This is a genomic window from Thermoflavifilum thermophilum, from assembly GCF_900116565.1.
GTDB lineage: Bacteria > Bacteroidota > Bacteroidia > Chitinophagales > Chitinophagaceae > Thermoflavifilum > Thermoflavifilum thermophilum.
This window is the reverse complement of the sequence record NZ_FPCJ01000001.1, coordinates 1308527-1324394: the sequence shown is the minus strand read 5'-3', so window position 1 is coordinate 1324394 and position 15868 is coordinate 1308527. Positions and strand designations below refer to the sequence as shown.

Here is a 15868-nt window from a genome sequence, read left to right as displayed (position 1 = left end):
GTCTGGTTTTTATACATCACAAATCTGGATACATTTTTTCAAGGCCGATAATTTACCGGCCGAGTCATGGGCTGTGGGGATAAATTCTTGAGCCACATGCCCCTGAAAGCCAGTCTCTGCAATGGCCCGCATGATTGCCGGGTAATACAACTCCTGCGTATCATCAATTTCATGCCGGCCGGGAACGCCTCCAGTATGGTAATGAGCAATATAGGCATGGTTTTCTCGGATGGTTCGAATGATATCGCCTTCCATGATTTGCATGTGGTAGATATCAAACAGCAATTTGAAATATTCAGAATCCAGCCTCTTGCACAATTCCACGCCCCATGCCGTATGATCGCACATATAGTCGTGATGGTCCACCTTGCTGTTCAGCAGTTCCATGACCATCGTAACCTTGTATTTTTCGGCAATCGGTAAAATTCGTTTCAAGCCCAGTACGCAATTTTGAAGGCCGGTTTCATCGTCCATGCCGTTTCGGTTTCCGGAAAAACAAATCACGTTTTTGAATCCGTATTTGGCAATTACGGGTATGTTTTCGCTGTAATTTTTTACCAGCTGGTCGTGCAGGTCAGGATTGTTCCATCCACGCGGGATACCCAGATCGCCACCGTAACACATGCTTACTTCCAGGCCGTGGTTTTTGGCAATTTCAAACTGGTTGGGTTGAAGCAGATCAATAGCAGCAAGCCCCATCTGTCGGAGAGCTGCGCAGAAATCATCAAGGGGAATGCTCTGGTAGCACCAGTAACAGGCTGAATGATGGATGCGGCCGTTCCAGCAAGGGTTTCCGATCTGATCAGGCTCCGGCAGGAAAGCATTTACCGCGGAGGGAGCTGCCATCCAGGCCGATCCCAGTACAATTGTTTTTATGACATCTCTGCGGGTAGTGGGCGTAGACATGTTTTAAAGCAATACAGCGCGTGTAAAATATCACTTTTTCAATAGCTACCCAAAAAATATTGATCAATGAGTTTTGTACCACTGATCCAGAAACATAAACTGCGCTCGTTGCCGGGGAGTTTCGGGCATAGCACCGCTTCGGACGTCAATATGCATGTAATAAACCGGTTTGCCGGGTCTATTGGCTGGCCATTCGGGAAGGCCTTGGCCGTTGGGGTTCCCGGTTTTGATAAACTGTGCGAAATAATTTTCCATCATGCGGGACACCTGGTAGTCTTCGGGAGTCCAGGCATACACCGGATTGGTTGCCAGGTTGCCAAGGGCATATTCAATTTCCCAGGAGTGACCGGCTCCTTTGAGGGGAGGCGGATTGGGAGATTGCGTTTGCGGCTGGGGATGGGTTTCAGCGGGTCGGGGATGGGAGAAAATGTATTCATACACAGGCTGCTGGCTTGTTGTGCGATGCAGCTGGGCCCACTTCCAGGTGCTGTACACAATAAACCGATCGCTGGCCAGTTCTGTGGCAGAGCGCACAACTTCCTCTTCCGTATGACCCGGGAAAACGCGCATAGCTTCATCGGCCTCTGCTCCAAACAATTCGTGGAGGATAGAAGCGTAATTTTCAGGCATGGGGGCTTTCCCTTGCATCAAGGCCACGTATGGGACTTCGGTGGAGTTCCAGCCCACCAGCAGGGGAACATGGGCTTGTTGACCGGCAGCAAAAATGGAATCGGGCGTTTGCGGAAAGAAATAACCATCCACACAGGGCATTACCCGAAATGCACCCGGTTGAGAGGCTTCATCCAGCAGCTTTTCAGCCGGGATGGCGCGCAGCTCCTGCAGGCTATGAGCCCCCACGCGTTCGGCAAAACGCAGCCCCTCTGCTTCGGCCTCAGCCAGAGGCACGGCTGGAATGGTGGGCTTAATCATAGCTCCGCTCTCCCCAATAGCGCCCGCAATCAAATGTTTTGACAGAGGCGAAGCCATCTGGGCACAAACAGATACAGAACCAGCCGATTCTCCTGCAATTGTGACTCTTTTCGGGTCGCCCCCAAAGGCGGCAATATTGTCGTGTACCCATTGCAGGGCCGCTTGTTGATCCAGCAAGCCATAATTACCCGAAGCATGATGGGGTGATTCGCGGGTAAGTTCCGGATGGGCAAAAAATCCAAATATACCCAGGCGATAATTTACGGTTACCACCACAATTCCCTTTTGTGCCAAACTGGCCCCGTCGTAACGCCATTCCGATCCATCGCCGGCTATAAATCCACCGCCGTAAAAATAAACCAGCACAGGCAAAGGCGATTTTCCCGGATGGGCGGGAGCCCATACATTCAGATACAAGCAATCTTCACTCGTCGTATCGGACCGAAAACGCATGTCGCCAAAAATGCGCTTTTGCATAGGTCGGTGGCCAAAATGGATACAGGATTTCACCCCATTCCAGGGCTTTACCGGCTGAGGTTCACGCCAGCGCAACTCGCCCACCGGAGGGGCCGCATAGGGTATGCCCAGAAAAATATGCAGCTGATGTTTCGGATCCGATATGCCTGCAATCATCCCGCCTGTGACCCGCACCACGGGGGCCTGAGCTGCAGCAGATTGGCTTTGGGCATGGGCGGCTGGTAAGGAAATCAAGAGTGTCGCAGTGATGTAAATTGACTTTCGAAAAGATAACATATCCGGAAAATTTGCCCCAAAATAGCGTTTGCTTCCGGATAAGTCAATAAAATACCGGAGGACTGAAATTTTTTATTTCCGCAGAGGATGCGGCCTTCAATGGTTTTCTTTTCGAATAGTAGGCAAAAGGGCTTGAGATGCTTACCTAACAATCACGCTTTTTTCACCCATTTTTATGATTTGTCCGATTTCATAAGGAATCATTTCCGGAAAAACCAATTTCAGTTCGTGTATCAACGCTGCAGCAGCATCGGGTTTTACCGTAAACAGCAGCCCCCCGCTTGTCTGGGGGTCGGCCAGCAAAGGCATCCATTGCATGTTGGCCAGCGAAACCAGGTGTCCGTAGCTATCCCAGTTGCGTTGGGTACCACCCGGCACGGCTCCGGCCGAAATATAATCCCAGAGGGCTTCCGTAAGCAGGGGGACGCGTGCAATATCCAGAATTGCGGAACAATCGCTGCCATCCACCATTTCCAGAAGATGCCCCAGCAGGCCAAAGCCCGTAACATCTGTCATAGCCGTAACTGCCGGTTGTGTGCCCAGCCAGCTGCCGGCTTTATTAAGCGTAGTCATCCATTTCGTAGCAAGCGCCTGATGATCGGTGCGCAGCAATCCCTTCTTTTGGGCAGTGGTCAAAATACCGATGCCGATGGGTTTAGTAAGAAAAATGATATTGCCAGCTTGCACGGTATTATTTCTCCGGATGTGAGCCAATGGAGCCATGCCATTCACACACAAGCCAAAGATGGGCTCCGGAGCGTCGATGCTATGTCCACCCGCCAGTGGAATTCGGGCTTCATGGCAGATGGCCCTTGCGCCCTCTATCACTTCATGAGCCAGCGAGGCGGGCAGTTTGTTTACTGGCCAGCCCAGGATGGCCAGAGCCATAACGGGTTCGCCGCCCATGGCATACACATCGCTCAAGGCATTGGTAGCAGCGATACGACCAAAATCATACGCATCATCCACAATTGGCATGAAAAAATCGGTGGTGGCAATCAGGGCTTGTCCGTTACCCAGATCAAGAACGGCTGCATCGTCGCGGTGTTCATAGCCTACCAACAGGCCGGGGAACATGCTCTGCGGGCCGGAACGGTGTAGAATCTGTTCCAGCACGGCCGGTGAAATTTTACAACCACAGCCGGCTCCGTGTGCATATTGGGTCAGGCGAAATGCTGTTGTCGAAGGATTGTCCATGTGATGCTTTTTTTACGAAAACCAGGAAACACCTGCCTGTTTCAGGCATGCGATGATATGTTGCTCTGATGCATTTTCCACGGGAATCGGATGTACCGGAACAGATGGGTCGCGTTGATGGAGTGATTTCAGATAAAGCTTATCGTAATAATGCAGCAAGATCTCAAAGCAAGCTTTTATTTGCCGGGCATGCAGATAATCCAGTGCCTGTTGGGTAGCTGCTCCGCCCAGTCGTTTGCTGATGCGCAGGATAGCAGCTTCAATCAACCCCCGGTCATAAATCCCATATTCGGCTACGATTTGTTGCAGGCGTTGTTCGAAAGGTACTTCCAGAAAATACAAAGGTGCTTTTCGCATCTGTTGCCACAGTGCGGGGGGAATCACCAGATCGCCAATGCGCTGGCTTTCATCTTCCATCCAGATACCCGTTTCCCGGATACCAGGGTGCTGCAGCAGGCGGAAGATTTCCGTGGCTAACAGGTTTTCAAACATTTCCTGGGTGGGTTGCAGCGGCATGCCTAAGTCGCCAAAAGCTGATCCACGATGATGGGCAAGGTCTTCCAGCGAGATAACCGGAATTCCTTGTTCCCGGAGTTTATGCAGCATACGGGTTTTCCCGGATCCGGTGTAACCGCCCATCAGCCTGATAGGCAAAGGACGGGAAAAACCCTGCAATACGGCGTTGCGAAAAGCTTTATATCCGCCCTGCAGCAGGTAAACGGAATATCCCATAAGGTCGAGCAGCCATGCAATGGCCTTACTGCGCATGCCTCCCCGCCAGCAATACAAACAAACGGATTGTTGATCAGGATGGTATTTCTTTAAAATGCTTTCAGCCTGCTCTGTGATGTTTCGCATTTTCGGCCCGAAGAAATCCAGCCCGGCGCGGATAGCTGCTTGCTTGCCCTCCCGGTGATAGATGGTACCCACGATAGCCCGCTGCTCATCGGAAAACAGGGGCAGGTGATGTGCTCCCGGAACATGGGCATGGTTAAATTCGGCAGGAGAGCGTACATCTATCACTGGCAAATGCCCAGCAGCAACCCATTGCAAAAACTCTTCAACCGATATTGTGTGAATGGGCATGATTCATTTCAGAATCAGCTATTCATGGAAATCAAAAATTCCTCATTGCTCTTCGTACCTTTCATGTGATCCAGCAGGAAGGTCATGGCCTCTTCGGTTGTCATATCGGCCAGGTGTTTGCGCAGAATCCACATGCGCTGGAGTACGTCTTTTTCCAGCAGCAAATCTTCTCTTCGGGTGGAGGATGCGTTCAGATCGATGGCCGGGAAAATGCGTTTATTGGCCAGGCGACGATCGAGCTGAAGCTCCATATTTCCAGTGCCCTTGAATTCTTCAAAAATCACTTCATCCATCTTGGAACCCGTATCGATGAGGGCCGTAGCCAGAATGGTGAGTGAGCCACCGTTTTCAATTTTGCGGGCTGCCCCGAAAAATTGTTTGGGTTTGTGCAGGGCATTGGCTTCCACGCCGCCGCTAAGCACTTTTCCCGAAGCCGGCATCACGGTATTGTGGGCGCGGGCCAGGCGGGTGATGGAATCGAGCAGAATGACCACATCGTGTCCGCATTCAACCAGGCGTTTGGCCTTTTGCAGTACGATGGATGAGACTTTTACATGTTTTTCGGCTGGTTCATCGAAAGTAGAAGCAATGACTTCAGCGCGCACGCTTCGTTCCATATCCGTAACCTCTTCCGGGCGTTCATCAATCAGCAACACCATGAGATACACTTCCGGATGGTTAGCGGCAATGGCGTTGGCCACCTCTTTCAGCAGCATGGTTTTCCCGGTTTTGGGCTGCGCCACAATCAGCCCCCGTTGGCCTTTTCCAATAGGAGTAAACAGGTCCATGATGCGGGTGGAATAATTGGTGGCACTGGTAACCAGGTTTAGTTTTTCGTGGGGGAACAAAGGGGTGAGATAATCAAACGGCACCCGATCGCGCACTTCTTCTGGTTTTCGGCCATTTATGGTTTCCACCTTCAGCAGGGCAAAATATTTTTCTCCTTCCTTGGGCGGCCTGACAGCACCCTGCACGGTATCGCCGGTTTTCAGTCCGAACAACTTGATTTGAGAAGGCGATACGTAAATATCATCCGGGGAGCTCAGGTAGTTGTAGTCAGATGAGCGAAGGAAACCATAGCCGTCGGGCATCATTTCCAGCACGCCTTCGCTGATGATCACCCCGTCAAATTCAATATTGAAATGCACATCGCGGGGCGACACGTGGGTTTTTTCTTCTTCAGCGGGTTCTTCGATAATGGGCTCTTCTTCCGGAACCTCAACGGTTACGTCGTTATCCACATCCGAACTGAGCAGCAAGGAATCTTCGTCCAAAGGAGGAGCGATTGGTTCTGGCTGTTGCGATGCAGCTGATTTTCTGCCCCTGCGCGTTGTGCGTTTCGATTCTTCGGCAGATTCTTCAGTTGCTTCAGCCGGGGATGGAGCAGCGGTTTCTTCCGGTGCCGGCTGTTGCTTGCGGGCAATGCGTTTGCGTCGGGGTTTTCTGGTTTCCTCGGCAGCCGCCTCTACTCCATTCACGGCGTGTTGTTCAGCCTGAGCATCCAGAATGCGGTGAATGAGCTCTTCACGGCTTAACTTGTTAGCATCGGGGATATTGAATTGAGCTGCAATATCCATCAACTCGACATCAAGCATGTCGTTCAGTTGCGAAAATTGATACATCATGTAACAATGAGTTAGTTAACCAAAATACGTATGTCATGAAAATCCTTTGCGTTTACGATCGGCACGTTAATTCATGTGTTCTATCCATCATTCAAAACCAATGAGCACTGTTTTCAGGCTTATGGTCGTTCTCAGAAAATGATTTGAGTTAATCAAGGAGAAGAATGCGTAAGACTTGAACAGTCAAACCAAGCTGGTGCAAGATTACAACAAGTTTTGATTATATCAAAATTTTTCGGGTTTCCGTTGTTTGCTGATTTTTCGTGCTGGCTGGATGAAGTTTAATATTTTTGCCCGGCGCGTGTGTAATGATTGTAAGTTCTTATTTTCAGCTTGTCTATGCCAGATCATATTCGTATTCAGGAAGTCTTGCAGATGGAGCCACCCAGGCCTTCGTTGACCATCAAAGGCTGGGTGCGAACCTTCCGGAATGATCAGTTTATTGCGGTAAACGATGGTTCGTGTCATGAGAATCTGCAGGTAGTTATTGATCCCGCTCAGTTCGATGCCACAACTTTAAAACGCATTACCACGGGAGCCGCCATCATGGCCCGTGGCGAGCTGGTAGCTTCCATAGGCCGCGGGCAAAAGGTAGAGCTTAAAGCAAGCCAGATCGAAATTTTAGGAGATTGTGATCCGGAAACCTATCCCCTGCAGCCCAAAAAACACAGCCTGGAATTTCTGCGCGAACACGCCCATCTTCGCATGCGCACGCAAACCTTCGGTGCCGTATTCCGCATCCGTCACAGCCTGGCTTATGCCATTCATCATTTCTTTCATCAACGAGGGTTCATTTACCTGCACACACCTATCATAACGGCCAGCGATGCAGAAGGCGCGGGGGAACTGTTTCAGGTAACCACACTCGATTTGCAGCATGTTCCCCTGAATGAACGGGGCGAAGTAGATTATTCTCAGGATTTTTTTGGGCGCAAAGCCAATCTTACCGTATCCGGTCAGCTGGAAGGCGAACTGGGTGCATTGGCTTTTAGCCGGATTTACACTTTCGGTCCCACCTTCCGGGCCGAAAATTCCAATACCACCCGCCACCTGGCCGAGTTCTGGATGATTGAACCGGAAATGGCTTTTTATGATTTGAACGATAACATGGATCTGGCAGAGGAATTTATCAAGTATATCATCCGGTTTGTACTGGAGCAGCATCCTGCAGACCTGCAATGGCTTGCTGCCCGCTTGAAAGAGGAAGAAAGCAAAAAACCCCAGCAGGAAAGGTTTGAAATGGAATTGTTGGAAAAATTGCATTTCGTGGTGGAAAATCCTTTTGAACGGATTACCTATACAGATGCTTTTGAGATTTTGAAAAACAGTCCGCATAACAAAAAGAAAAAGTTTCAATTTCCGGTTGAACAATGGGGCATGGACCTGCAAAGTGAGCACGAGCGGTATCTGGTAGAAAAATATTTCAAAAAACCGGTGATTATTACGGATTATCCGAAAGAAATCAAAGCTTTTTACATGCGCCAGAATGATGATGGCCGCACGGTAAGGGCTATGGACATTCTGTTTCCAGGTATTGGTGAGATTGTGGGTGGCTCACAGCGTGAAGAACGCTATGACAGGCTGTTGCAGCGGATGCAGGAGTTGCATATTTCTCCGCAGGAATTGTATTGGTATCTTGATAGCAGAAGATTTGGAGGTTGCCCGCATTCCGGATTTGGGTTGGGTTTTGAGCGAATGGTACAATTTGTGACTGGCATGAACAATATCCGCGATGTGATTCCATTTCCCAGAACACCCAAAAATATTGCGTTTTAAAAGAAAATATTCTGCAGTGGAATGACGTTTACATGATGGCTCAATAAAACCAATTTGCCGTGAAAGCATTTGTTTTCATCAGTTGCCTGGCTTTGCTGGCGCTGGCATTTTATACCGGCTGTAAAAAAGAGCTGTCATTGGAATTACGCAGCCCTGTTGACAGTATCGATACCACCGGTGGTTCACAACCAGTGGATACCACACAGGATAGCCTCAATTATCAGCCTACATCGGCAGGCTCGTATTGGTACTATTATCCTTCCAACAATCCCAACCAATTGTTTTTAAGTGTGATTTCAAGCAATAGAGATACTTCCTTTCACGGCCACAACTACCATATTTTTACATTTAATTTTGGTGGTAGCAGCCCAGAAGGCTATATGAGACGCGAAGGGAATGCCTATTATGCAGCAGGTGGATTATTTTCAGCTGCATCGTTTGTTTCTTCAGTTTCCGGTTCTTTGCCCCAACCCTTACTTGATTCTCTGCAATACGCGGAAGTATTGTATTTACGATCAGATTTGCCGGATGGCAGCAGCTGGACGCAAACGCAAGATTTTACTTATCAAAGTGCAAATGTGAACGTGGAATTGAAACTCAACTTCAACTTTGCGATTCAATCTCACACGGCCAATATGCTTTTACAGGGGCAGGTGTTTTCAAAGGTAATCACAGAAGAAATGACAGTCAATGCGCAGGTGCTCGTAAATGGTGTTACCTTATACAATCAGTCATATACATCTACCCTGCTCGTGGCCAACAAAGTGGGTATCATATCTTTCACCAGCCTGGATGGCACCGGGCAGGAGATCGATTTGTATACCTATCAGATTAACTGAATATTCAGAATTTGGGAACAGCTTGCAGCAAAGTTTGTAATTTATGTGCAGCAACGGGAAGCACAGTGCCATTGTTCATCATTACTTCCCCACGAATGGCATCTATTTCTGCTACGCAATTCAGTTGCACCAGATGCATGGGATGAATGTGTAAAAATCCTGTCAGCTTGATGAACAACCGCAAATAGTCATCGAATGATTTTTCTGCAAGAAGCCGCGTATTTTTCAGCCCCAGCAGAGCGAGTCCATCCTGTTGACTGATATGCACAATATCATGAATTGAAACACCCATCCAGCGCAGCTGAACGGGTACAGCCAGCATCGGCGGGGCATCTGTTTGTGTGATGTTGTGTTTGAGTGTCGCAAGCCGAACGTGTTTTTCGTGATAAGGCCGGTGAATCAGCATATCCTGTAGCACATCCATCAATGTCTTTTTATTCAGGGGTTTCAGCATCAAATGTATTTCACTGAAAGCAAGTATTTGTGCGGTATTGCGTTCGTGTGCGGTAATGAAGGTCAATTCTGCTTCATCCAAATCATTCATGCGTTCTGCAACAGAAAAACCATGTGTTTCTGTAAGGTCTAAATCTACAATGATCCAGTCAGGATGCCAGATGTGCATCAATAATTCAGCCTGAAACAAATCGGCAGCATACAGGCAGGTTTCAACCGGATATAAATCCTGCCGGGAAAGCATCATGGAAATGATAGCATGACTATCGGGCTCATCATCTACCACTAATACGCGAAGTGGATGCAGGTGCATGTGATCATGTTTTGGGGGTTAAACAAAACACTCCAAATTATTAGGTCTGTGGAACCCAAATGCGTACCAGTGTACCCGACATATCGCCATATTTTTCTTCTTTATCAATCACTTCAATCCGAATCTCGGTATGAAATATTTTATTTATCCACTCAGCACGCATCTTGCTTAATTCCATGCCAGCCATCAAATGTTTTCTGAAGTTATCCATTCCGAGTTCTCTTGTACGTTTAATACCCATGCCATTATCTTCAATGCTGCAAACCAGGATGTCGTTTTTATCTTCAAAATGAATCAAAATTTTGCCCTTATGTCGGGGATGATTGATACCGTGTTTCACGGCGTTCTCCACATAAGGCTGTAATAACATGGTTGGTATTTCTGTACGATCTGGATCTATTTTCGGATCTATTCTGATTTCATAATCCATTCTTTCCTCAAAGCGCATTTTTTCCAGCCTTAAATAGGTTTGTAGATACTGAATCTCTTCCTCGAGGGATACAAAATTCAGCCTGGACATTTCCAGGGTTTGCCGGATAAGCAATGAAAAGTCAGATAGGTATTCCTGAGCAAGCTCATCATGTTTTTGCATGATAAAAAGCTGAATGGAATTCAGGCAATTAAAAATAAAATGTGGATTCATCTGTGCCCGGATGGCCTTAAGCTCAAGCTCGTTCAGCTTTAACTGATATTCTGCTTCCAACTTCATTCGGCGAAGCTCATATAATTCTTTTTCGATTGATTCAATTTGTTGTTTTTTCTTTACATTGAATTCCACCTGTTGCTGGAGTTCATTGTTTAATGTTTGAATTTGTTCGCTCATTTTCTGAATTAATTGTTGCTGCCGTATAATGGTTTTTATTTGCACCTTTTTCTCATGATGTGCGGCACTCATCAGAAAACAAAGCATGCTGGCTACGCTTCCTATCATCAATATTTTCAAAGAAAATGCGTTCATACCATAAGAAGGGAGAGATGCTGTAAACAAAATGCCTGCATGAAAACAAATCACACCTGTTAAAATTAATATCCAGGAACCTATCAGGAAATATTGTATTGATTTGTTTTTTCGGTGCGGATGTAACCACCACAAAAAGGCTACGGTAGGAAGCAGCGAAAAATAAAAAAATAGAATGTATATCATTCTGGCCGCATGAAAATGCCTTGTTGCTATGAAGATTGCTTGTAAAATTATAATTGCAGAAATGAAAATAAATACATACTGAAATATGCGTTGCAGCTTTTTTGATGAAAGATTCATGTCAGCCATATATTTACATAAGCCAGCAAATGGAAGATAAAAGCATACAACGGGTCCCGAAATATAAAGTACATATTGCACAACTGGCCAGAAAGCAAACAAGGAAAACTGAAAAGGATAAGCACCCAGCTGGGCAAACAGGTACAACATCACCGCAAAGGAGAACACGCTCACCCATACATAAATTGACTCATGCGATCTTTTATATCCGATGAAAGCCAGCACGCCTATTAAGGTTAATAAACCCGCTATAAAAAACACCCACCTGCTCAAGGGTGTGAACAGTAAGTTTTGTTGCAGGGCAAATGCGTTCCATGCGTCGGCAGGATAAAGTTTTGAGTAAAGTGGATTTTCAATATCATACTTATTGATGATATGTAAATAAAATACACTTGTGGTATTAGCCGGAAGATGCAGAAGAAAAGCAAAGCGATTCCATTTGTTCCAGCCGCTCCCTTTTTCCATTAAACCAGCACTTGCAGTGAGGCCATAGGAACCATCGGGTTGCTGGGAATAAAAATAAGCATGGTCAGGATATCCTACATACCAGTATATATCATCGCGCTGGACACCCGGATTGAAGATGGTTATCTTTAGCCAGAAATCGTGAACAGAAGAATTAATCCAGGGCAAATCATGAAAATTGCTGGGAGAAAGAAAATATTGATGAATAATCTTTTCAATAGAATATGCTCCTTTAGGGTCGTTCAATATGGATGTATAGGATCTAATATCAACAACGCGATCGGGCAGAGATTCTGACAAAACAAAAGTATCAGCCTGAAAAGTTTCAGTCGTTCCGGCTTTGACAGGTAGCCATAAGGCTGACAGCAAGCAAAGCAGAAGTATTTTTCTTTTTTTCAAAATAAAATATTTCATTTACCAGTGCTGAACGATATCAGCGATTTTTATGAATCGCCTTACGGCGGATGACCGGTAACCTCATTTCAGGTACAAAGTACCATCTGTTGTGCGAAAAACATGCTATGATTTCACCAATTCATCGATAGCACGGGCCAACTGCCTGTCTTTTTCCGTAATCGTATTGCCGGCATCGTGTGTGGTCAGGTAAATGGTAACTTTATTATACACATTTTCCCAGTAGGGATGATGATCCATTTTCTCGGCGAGCATGGCCACACGCGTCATGAAAGCAAATGCTTCTGAAAAATCACGAAATACAAAAGTTCTGACCAGTTGATTGTCTTTTTCTTCCCACATGATTATCAATTTTTTGATTTTACAAAATCAGATTCCTGCGGTTCTTTAGCTCTTGCTGAGATAATTCAACTGCCATTCTGATGTAGGGAAGCTGTTTCAGATCCAATAACAATCCTTCCCTCTCATTTGTTGTAAAATAAGGCCCTTTGATTAGCCAGATATAGTTGAGGTGTTTTACTTCCGGAAGCAAGGCCATTCCCTGTTTGTGATTGTTATAGAGATAATGTACGTTCAGCAGCCGTGTATCCAGGTATTCGAATACAGTAAAAAAGTAGGTTCTTCTGTTTTGTTTCCATGCAATTTCCAGATCAAGGTTAACCCGGAAATTCATGTTCAGGTCCTGATTCAGATGCCAGCAGAGTTCATAATCCGGCAGATCAGATAGCAGGCCTATCAGCTGGGTTGATTCAAAGAACTGTTCAACAAGTTGTTGTTCATCCAGTTTTAATATTTTCGGTTGAGTGGTTTTCATGTGTGCTTGAGTTGTTGATGTGGACGCGGATCCCAGAATACCTGTTCAAAATTTACGACCTGATCATGGATTACTTTTACACCTTCCTGTTCGAGCAATTCCTGCATCAGGGTAGGTGTGGCAAAATGATGTTTGCCCGTCAGCAGTCCTTTGCGGTTTACTACCCGATGGGCTGGCACGGGTGGTAATACCCGATGCGATTGGTTCATAGCCCATCCCACCATTCGGGCTGATATTCTCATGCCACAAGCTTCGGCAATAGCACCATAGGTGGTTACCCGCCCCCGTGGCACTTTGCGCACCAGTGCATAGACCCGGTCCAGAAAATTGGGCGTAGCTTCGGATGAAGATTTAGTTTGCCTTTTCATGTTTCATAGGATTTGCCAGGGGTATGTGATTTGTATGAAATAATCCCTGCTGTTGTGCCGCTATGGCTGAACGGGTGGCTTTGCTCCAGGGTTCAAATGCTTCAGGGTCATCAGGAAGAGTAAAAGAAATGTAATGAATTTTTCTCCCTTCGGCCCGATGCAGGCGTTCGTAGTAAGTTTGAATGCCCAGCTCTGCTTCAGCATTTTCCGGCACATCTTCATGCATGGAAACAATTTTACAACCCGTTTCAGTCAACACTTCCCGTGTATAATCGAAAAGCTCTCTTGAATCTGTTTTCAAATGAATCAACCCTCCCGGTTGCAAAATTTGCTGGTATTGCCAAAGAAACCGGGGATGGGTGAGCCTTTTTTTCGCTCTTGATTTTCTTGGATGCGGATCCGGAAACGGAATCCAGATGGCAGCAACTTCGCCTTTGGCAAAATACATAACCAGCTGCTCAATTTGAATACGCAGGAAAGCTACCCGATTCAACTGCTCATCCAGCGCTGTGCGGGCGCCTTTCCAGATCCGGTTTCCTTTTACATCCACCCCGATGGCGTTTAGGTTATCATACATGCGCACCAATCCCAGGCTATATTCTCCCTTGCCGCAACCCAGTTCCAGCACAATCGGAAAATCATTCTTAAAAAATGCATGCCATCTCCCTGCCATGCCTTCCGGGAAACTCAATACGTTGGGAAAGTGTTTGATTTCTTCAAACCGAATCAGCTTCTTGTGCGCCATGCCACAAAGCTACATCAGCTCTTCCAACCGAGGTAAAAAGAAGGGCTGTTAGACAACAGCCCTCTGCTCAAATAACTTAACCATATCCTATGAAAAACCTATTCAAATTTAAAAGGCGTTTGTATTTTCATTCTGTGAAAATCAGTGAACGGGATAATTTATCTGGTAAGCGAGTAAAATACAAGTTTTAATGTATATGAAAATACCGCTAAGCAAATTATATTTACAAAACAAGTGAAGCGAAATTATGTATCAGCCAGGCCTGCTGACAAGGAGTATTTCAAATCTGAATGGTAAAAAGCCACCGCAGCCGCAGTGGCGGAGGAAGAGCTGTAGAGGGAGGATTCGAACCTCCACGGGGCAGTTAGCTCCGGCACATAAGAAGTTTAGTGGTCAACCCCATCCCGGACAAGCCGGGATTATGCCGGGTTTATCCTGTACTCCCCACCCCCGAGACAAGAGGGCATGTCTGCCAGTTTCATCACTCTACAGTGTGGTAGTAACTGATGCAAATTTAAATACTTTTCCTTTTTGTTGCAATTTTTTTAATGTAAATTTCAATATTTTTGATTGTATTTAATTAAATGAATAATCATTAACTATTATCTAAAACAGATTTTCAAAATGGCCAGCTCATTGAATATCGACAAACTTGACCTGAAAATCATCAATGAAATGATGCATGATGCGGGCATCTCCTATGCCGATCTGGGCAAAAAATTATTTGTCTCGGGTGGCACCATCCACGTCCGCATGAAAAAGCTACAGGAACTGGGTGTTGTGAAAGGTACCCGCCTGCAGGTGGATCTGAAAAAAATCGGATACGACGTAACAGCTTTTGTGGGCATTTATCTGGAAAAAAGTTCGCTGTACGACAGTGTGGTAAAGGAATTAAAAAGAATACCTGAAATTGTACGGGTAAATTACACAACCGGCAACTACAGCATATTTGCCGAGGTGGTATGCCGGGATATTCAGCAACTCAGGCGGGTATTGCACGATGAATTGCAGAAAGTAAAAGGCATTGAGCGTACCGAAACCTTCATTTCCCTGGAAGAAAGCTTCAGCCGCAGCGTTTCCATAGATACGGAAGAACCTGCTGTGCCCTTGAAAAACGGAAAGGAATAATTATCCGATTATCCAACAGGTGTTTTTCCTCCGTCAACCTGCAAATACACGCCGGTAATATAAGCTGCGGCCGGACTTGCCAGAAAAGCAACGGCCTGGGCGATTTCTGCTGGTGTAGCAAAGCGTTTCATGGGGATTTCCTCCTGCGCCCGCTGTTTAACTTTTTCAACGGGCAGTTGCTGACGATGGGCAGTATCTTCGAATAATTGTTCCAGCCTGCCGGTAAGGGTAGAACCAGGCAATATGCAGTTAACTGTAATGCCAAACGGCGCCAGCTCTGTAGCCAGCACTTTGGCCCATCCGGCCATAGCCCAGCGAATGGTTGTGGATACGCCCAGGCCGGCAATGGGAGCTTTAACGGAGGTGGACAAAATATTGATGATACGACCGTAGCCACGTGCCCGCATTCCCGGAACGAAAGCCTGAACCAGCAACTGGCTGGCAATGAGATGTTCCCGGAAAGCAGACTCGAAAGCTTGTGTCGGCGCTTCTACCAATGGACCGGGAGCCGGGCCGCCGCTGTTGTTCACCAGAATCTCAACGGGGCCTTGTGTGGCAAGCATTTCGGCAATGGTCTTCACCCGATTGGTATTGCCCAAATCCACAGAAACATAGCGATGTTGCTGCCCTGCTGATACATCCAGTTGTCCCATAGCTTCCTGCAGCCGTTTCTCATTCCTCGATAACAATATGCAACTGGCTCCCAGTCGGGATAAAGCCATAGCCGTGGCCAGCCCAATACCCTGTGATGCGCCGCCGATGCAAGCCGTTTTACCTTTTAAAGAAAGTTCCATC

15 protein-coding genes are annotated in these 15868 nt (G+C 46.7%); 3 read left to right on the top strand and 12 right to left on the bottom strand.

The window, feature by feature from the left end; all coding sequences use genetic code 11:
- Positions 1–9: 9 nt before the first annotated feature.
- From BM367_RS05670 to rho, 5 genes are all read right to left on the bottom strand, one after another.
- Positions 10–906: a hydroxypyruvate isomerase family protein gene (locus BM367_RS05670; protein WP_092458810.1), complete on the bottom strand. Its 897-nt coding sequence runs from the start codon at positions 904–906 to the stop codon at positions 10–12.
- A 63-nt stretch (positions 907–969) separates the two neighbouring features.
- Positions 970–2589: a carboxylesterase/lipase family protein gene (locus tag BM367_RS05665; RefSeq protein ID WP_092458808.1), complete on the bottom strand. Its 1620-nt coding sequence runs from the start codon at positions 2587–2589 to the stop codon at positions 970–972.
- Between the two features lie 141 nt (positions 2590–2730).
- A complete protein-coding gene (selD, locus tag BM367_RS05660) occupies positions 2731–3786 on the bottom strand; it encodes a selenide, water dikinase SelD (RefSeq protein WP_092458806.1) in 1056 nt (351 codons plus the stop codon).
- A gap of 12 nt (positions 3787–3798) precedes the next feature.
- Positions 3799–4872 carry a tRNA 2-selenouridine(34) synthase MnmH gene (mnmH, locus tag BM367_RS05655; RefSeq protein ID WP_092458804.1) on the bottom strand — a complete coding sequence of 358 codons (1074 nt, stop codon included), beginning with the start codon at positions 4870–4872 and terminating at the stop codon, positions 3799–3801.
- Positions 4873–4886: 14 nt separating this feature from the next.
- Positions 4887–6497: a transcription termination factor Rho gene (gene rho, locus BM367_RS05650; protein WP_449649454.1), complete on the bottom strand. Its 1611-nt coding sequence runs from the start codon at positions 6495–6497 to the stop codon at positions 4887–4889.
- Between the two features lie 339 nt (positions 6498–6836).
- Between rho and asnS the strand changes: the two genes are divergently transcribed.
- Positions 6837–8273: an asparagine--tRNA ligase gene (gene asnS, locus BM367_RS05645; RefSeq protein WP_092458802.1), complete on the top strand. Its 1437-nt coding sequence runs from the start codon at positions 6837–6839 to the stop codon at positions 8271–8273.
- Between the two features lie 59 nt (positions 8274–8332).
- The gene (locus BM367_RS05640; protein ID WP_092458800.1) at positions 8333–9112 is read left to right on the top strand and encodes a hypothetical protein; all 780 of its coding nucleotides are present in this window, start codon (positions 8333–8335) and stop codon (positions 9110–9112) included.
- Positions 9113–9116: 4 nt separating this feature from the next.
- Here the strand turns inward: BM367_RS05640 and BM367_RS05635 are convergent, their stop codons facing one another.
- The 6 genes from BM367_RS05635 to trmB all read right to left on the bottom strand — a co-directional run bounded on the left by BM367_RS05635 (position 9117) and on the right by trmB (position 13945).
- A complete protein-coding gene (locus tag BM367_RS05635; RefSeq protein ID WP_092458798.1) occupies positions 9117–9878 on the bottom strand; it encodes a LytR/AlgR family response regulator transcription factor in 762 nt (253 codons plus the stop codon).
- Between the two features lie 40 nt (positions 9879–9918).
- Positions 9919–11904, bottom strand: coding sequence for a histidine kinase (locus BM367_RS05630; RefSeq protein WP_177224118.1), 1986 nt, complete (start codon positions 11902–11904; stop codon positions 9919–9921).
- A 219-nt stretch (positions 11905–12123) separates the two neighbouring features.
- On the bottom strand, positions 12124–12360 hold the full coding sequence (locus tag BM367_RS05625; RefSeq protein ID WP_092458794.1) for a 4a-hydroxytetrahydrobiopterin dehydratase: 237 nt from the start codon (positions 12358–12360) through the stop codon (positions 12124–12126).
- A gap of 19 nt (positions 12361–12379) precedes the next feature.
- On the bottom strand, positions 12380–12832 hold the full coding sequence (locus tag BM367_RS05620; RefSeq protein WP_092458792.1) for an IPExxxVDY family protein: 453 nt from the start codon (positions 12830–12832) through the stop codon (positions 12380–12382).
- Positions 12829–13200 (bottom strand): MGMT family protein, encoded by a 372-nt coding sequence (locus BM367_RS05615; protein WP_092458790.1) that lies wholly within the window; start codon positions 13198–13200, stop codon positions 12829–12831. Before BM367_RS05615 ends, BM367_RS05620 begins: the two co-directional genes overlap by 4 nt.
- Entirely contained in the window at positions 13184–13945 is a 762-nt protein-coding gene (trmB, locus tag BM367_RS05610) for a tRNA (guanosine(46)-N7)-methyltransferase TrmB (RefSeq protein WP_092458788.1), read from the bottom strand. The genes BM367_RS05615 and trmB overlap by 17 nt, the downstream gene beginning before the upstream one ends.
- 624 nt (positions 13946–14569) lie before the next feature.
- On the opposite strand from trmB, the gene BM367_RS05605 reads away from it, so the two are divergent.
- Entirely contained in the window at positions 14570–15073 is a 504-nt protein-coding gene (locus BM367_RS05605) for an Lrp/AsnC ligand binding domain-containing protein (RefSeq protein ID WP_092458786.1), read from the top strand.
- Between the two features lie 8 nt (positions 15074–15081).
- Here the strand turns inward: BM367_RS05605 and BM367_RS05600 are convergent, their stop codons facing one another.
- Positions 15082–15867, bottom strand: a complete 786-nt coding sequence (locus BM367_RS05600; protein WP_092460928.1) for an SDR family oxidoreductase — start codon at positions 15865–15867, stop codon at positions 15082–15084.
- Position 15868: the final 1 nt, after the last annotated feature.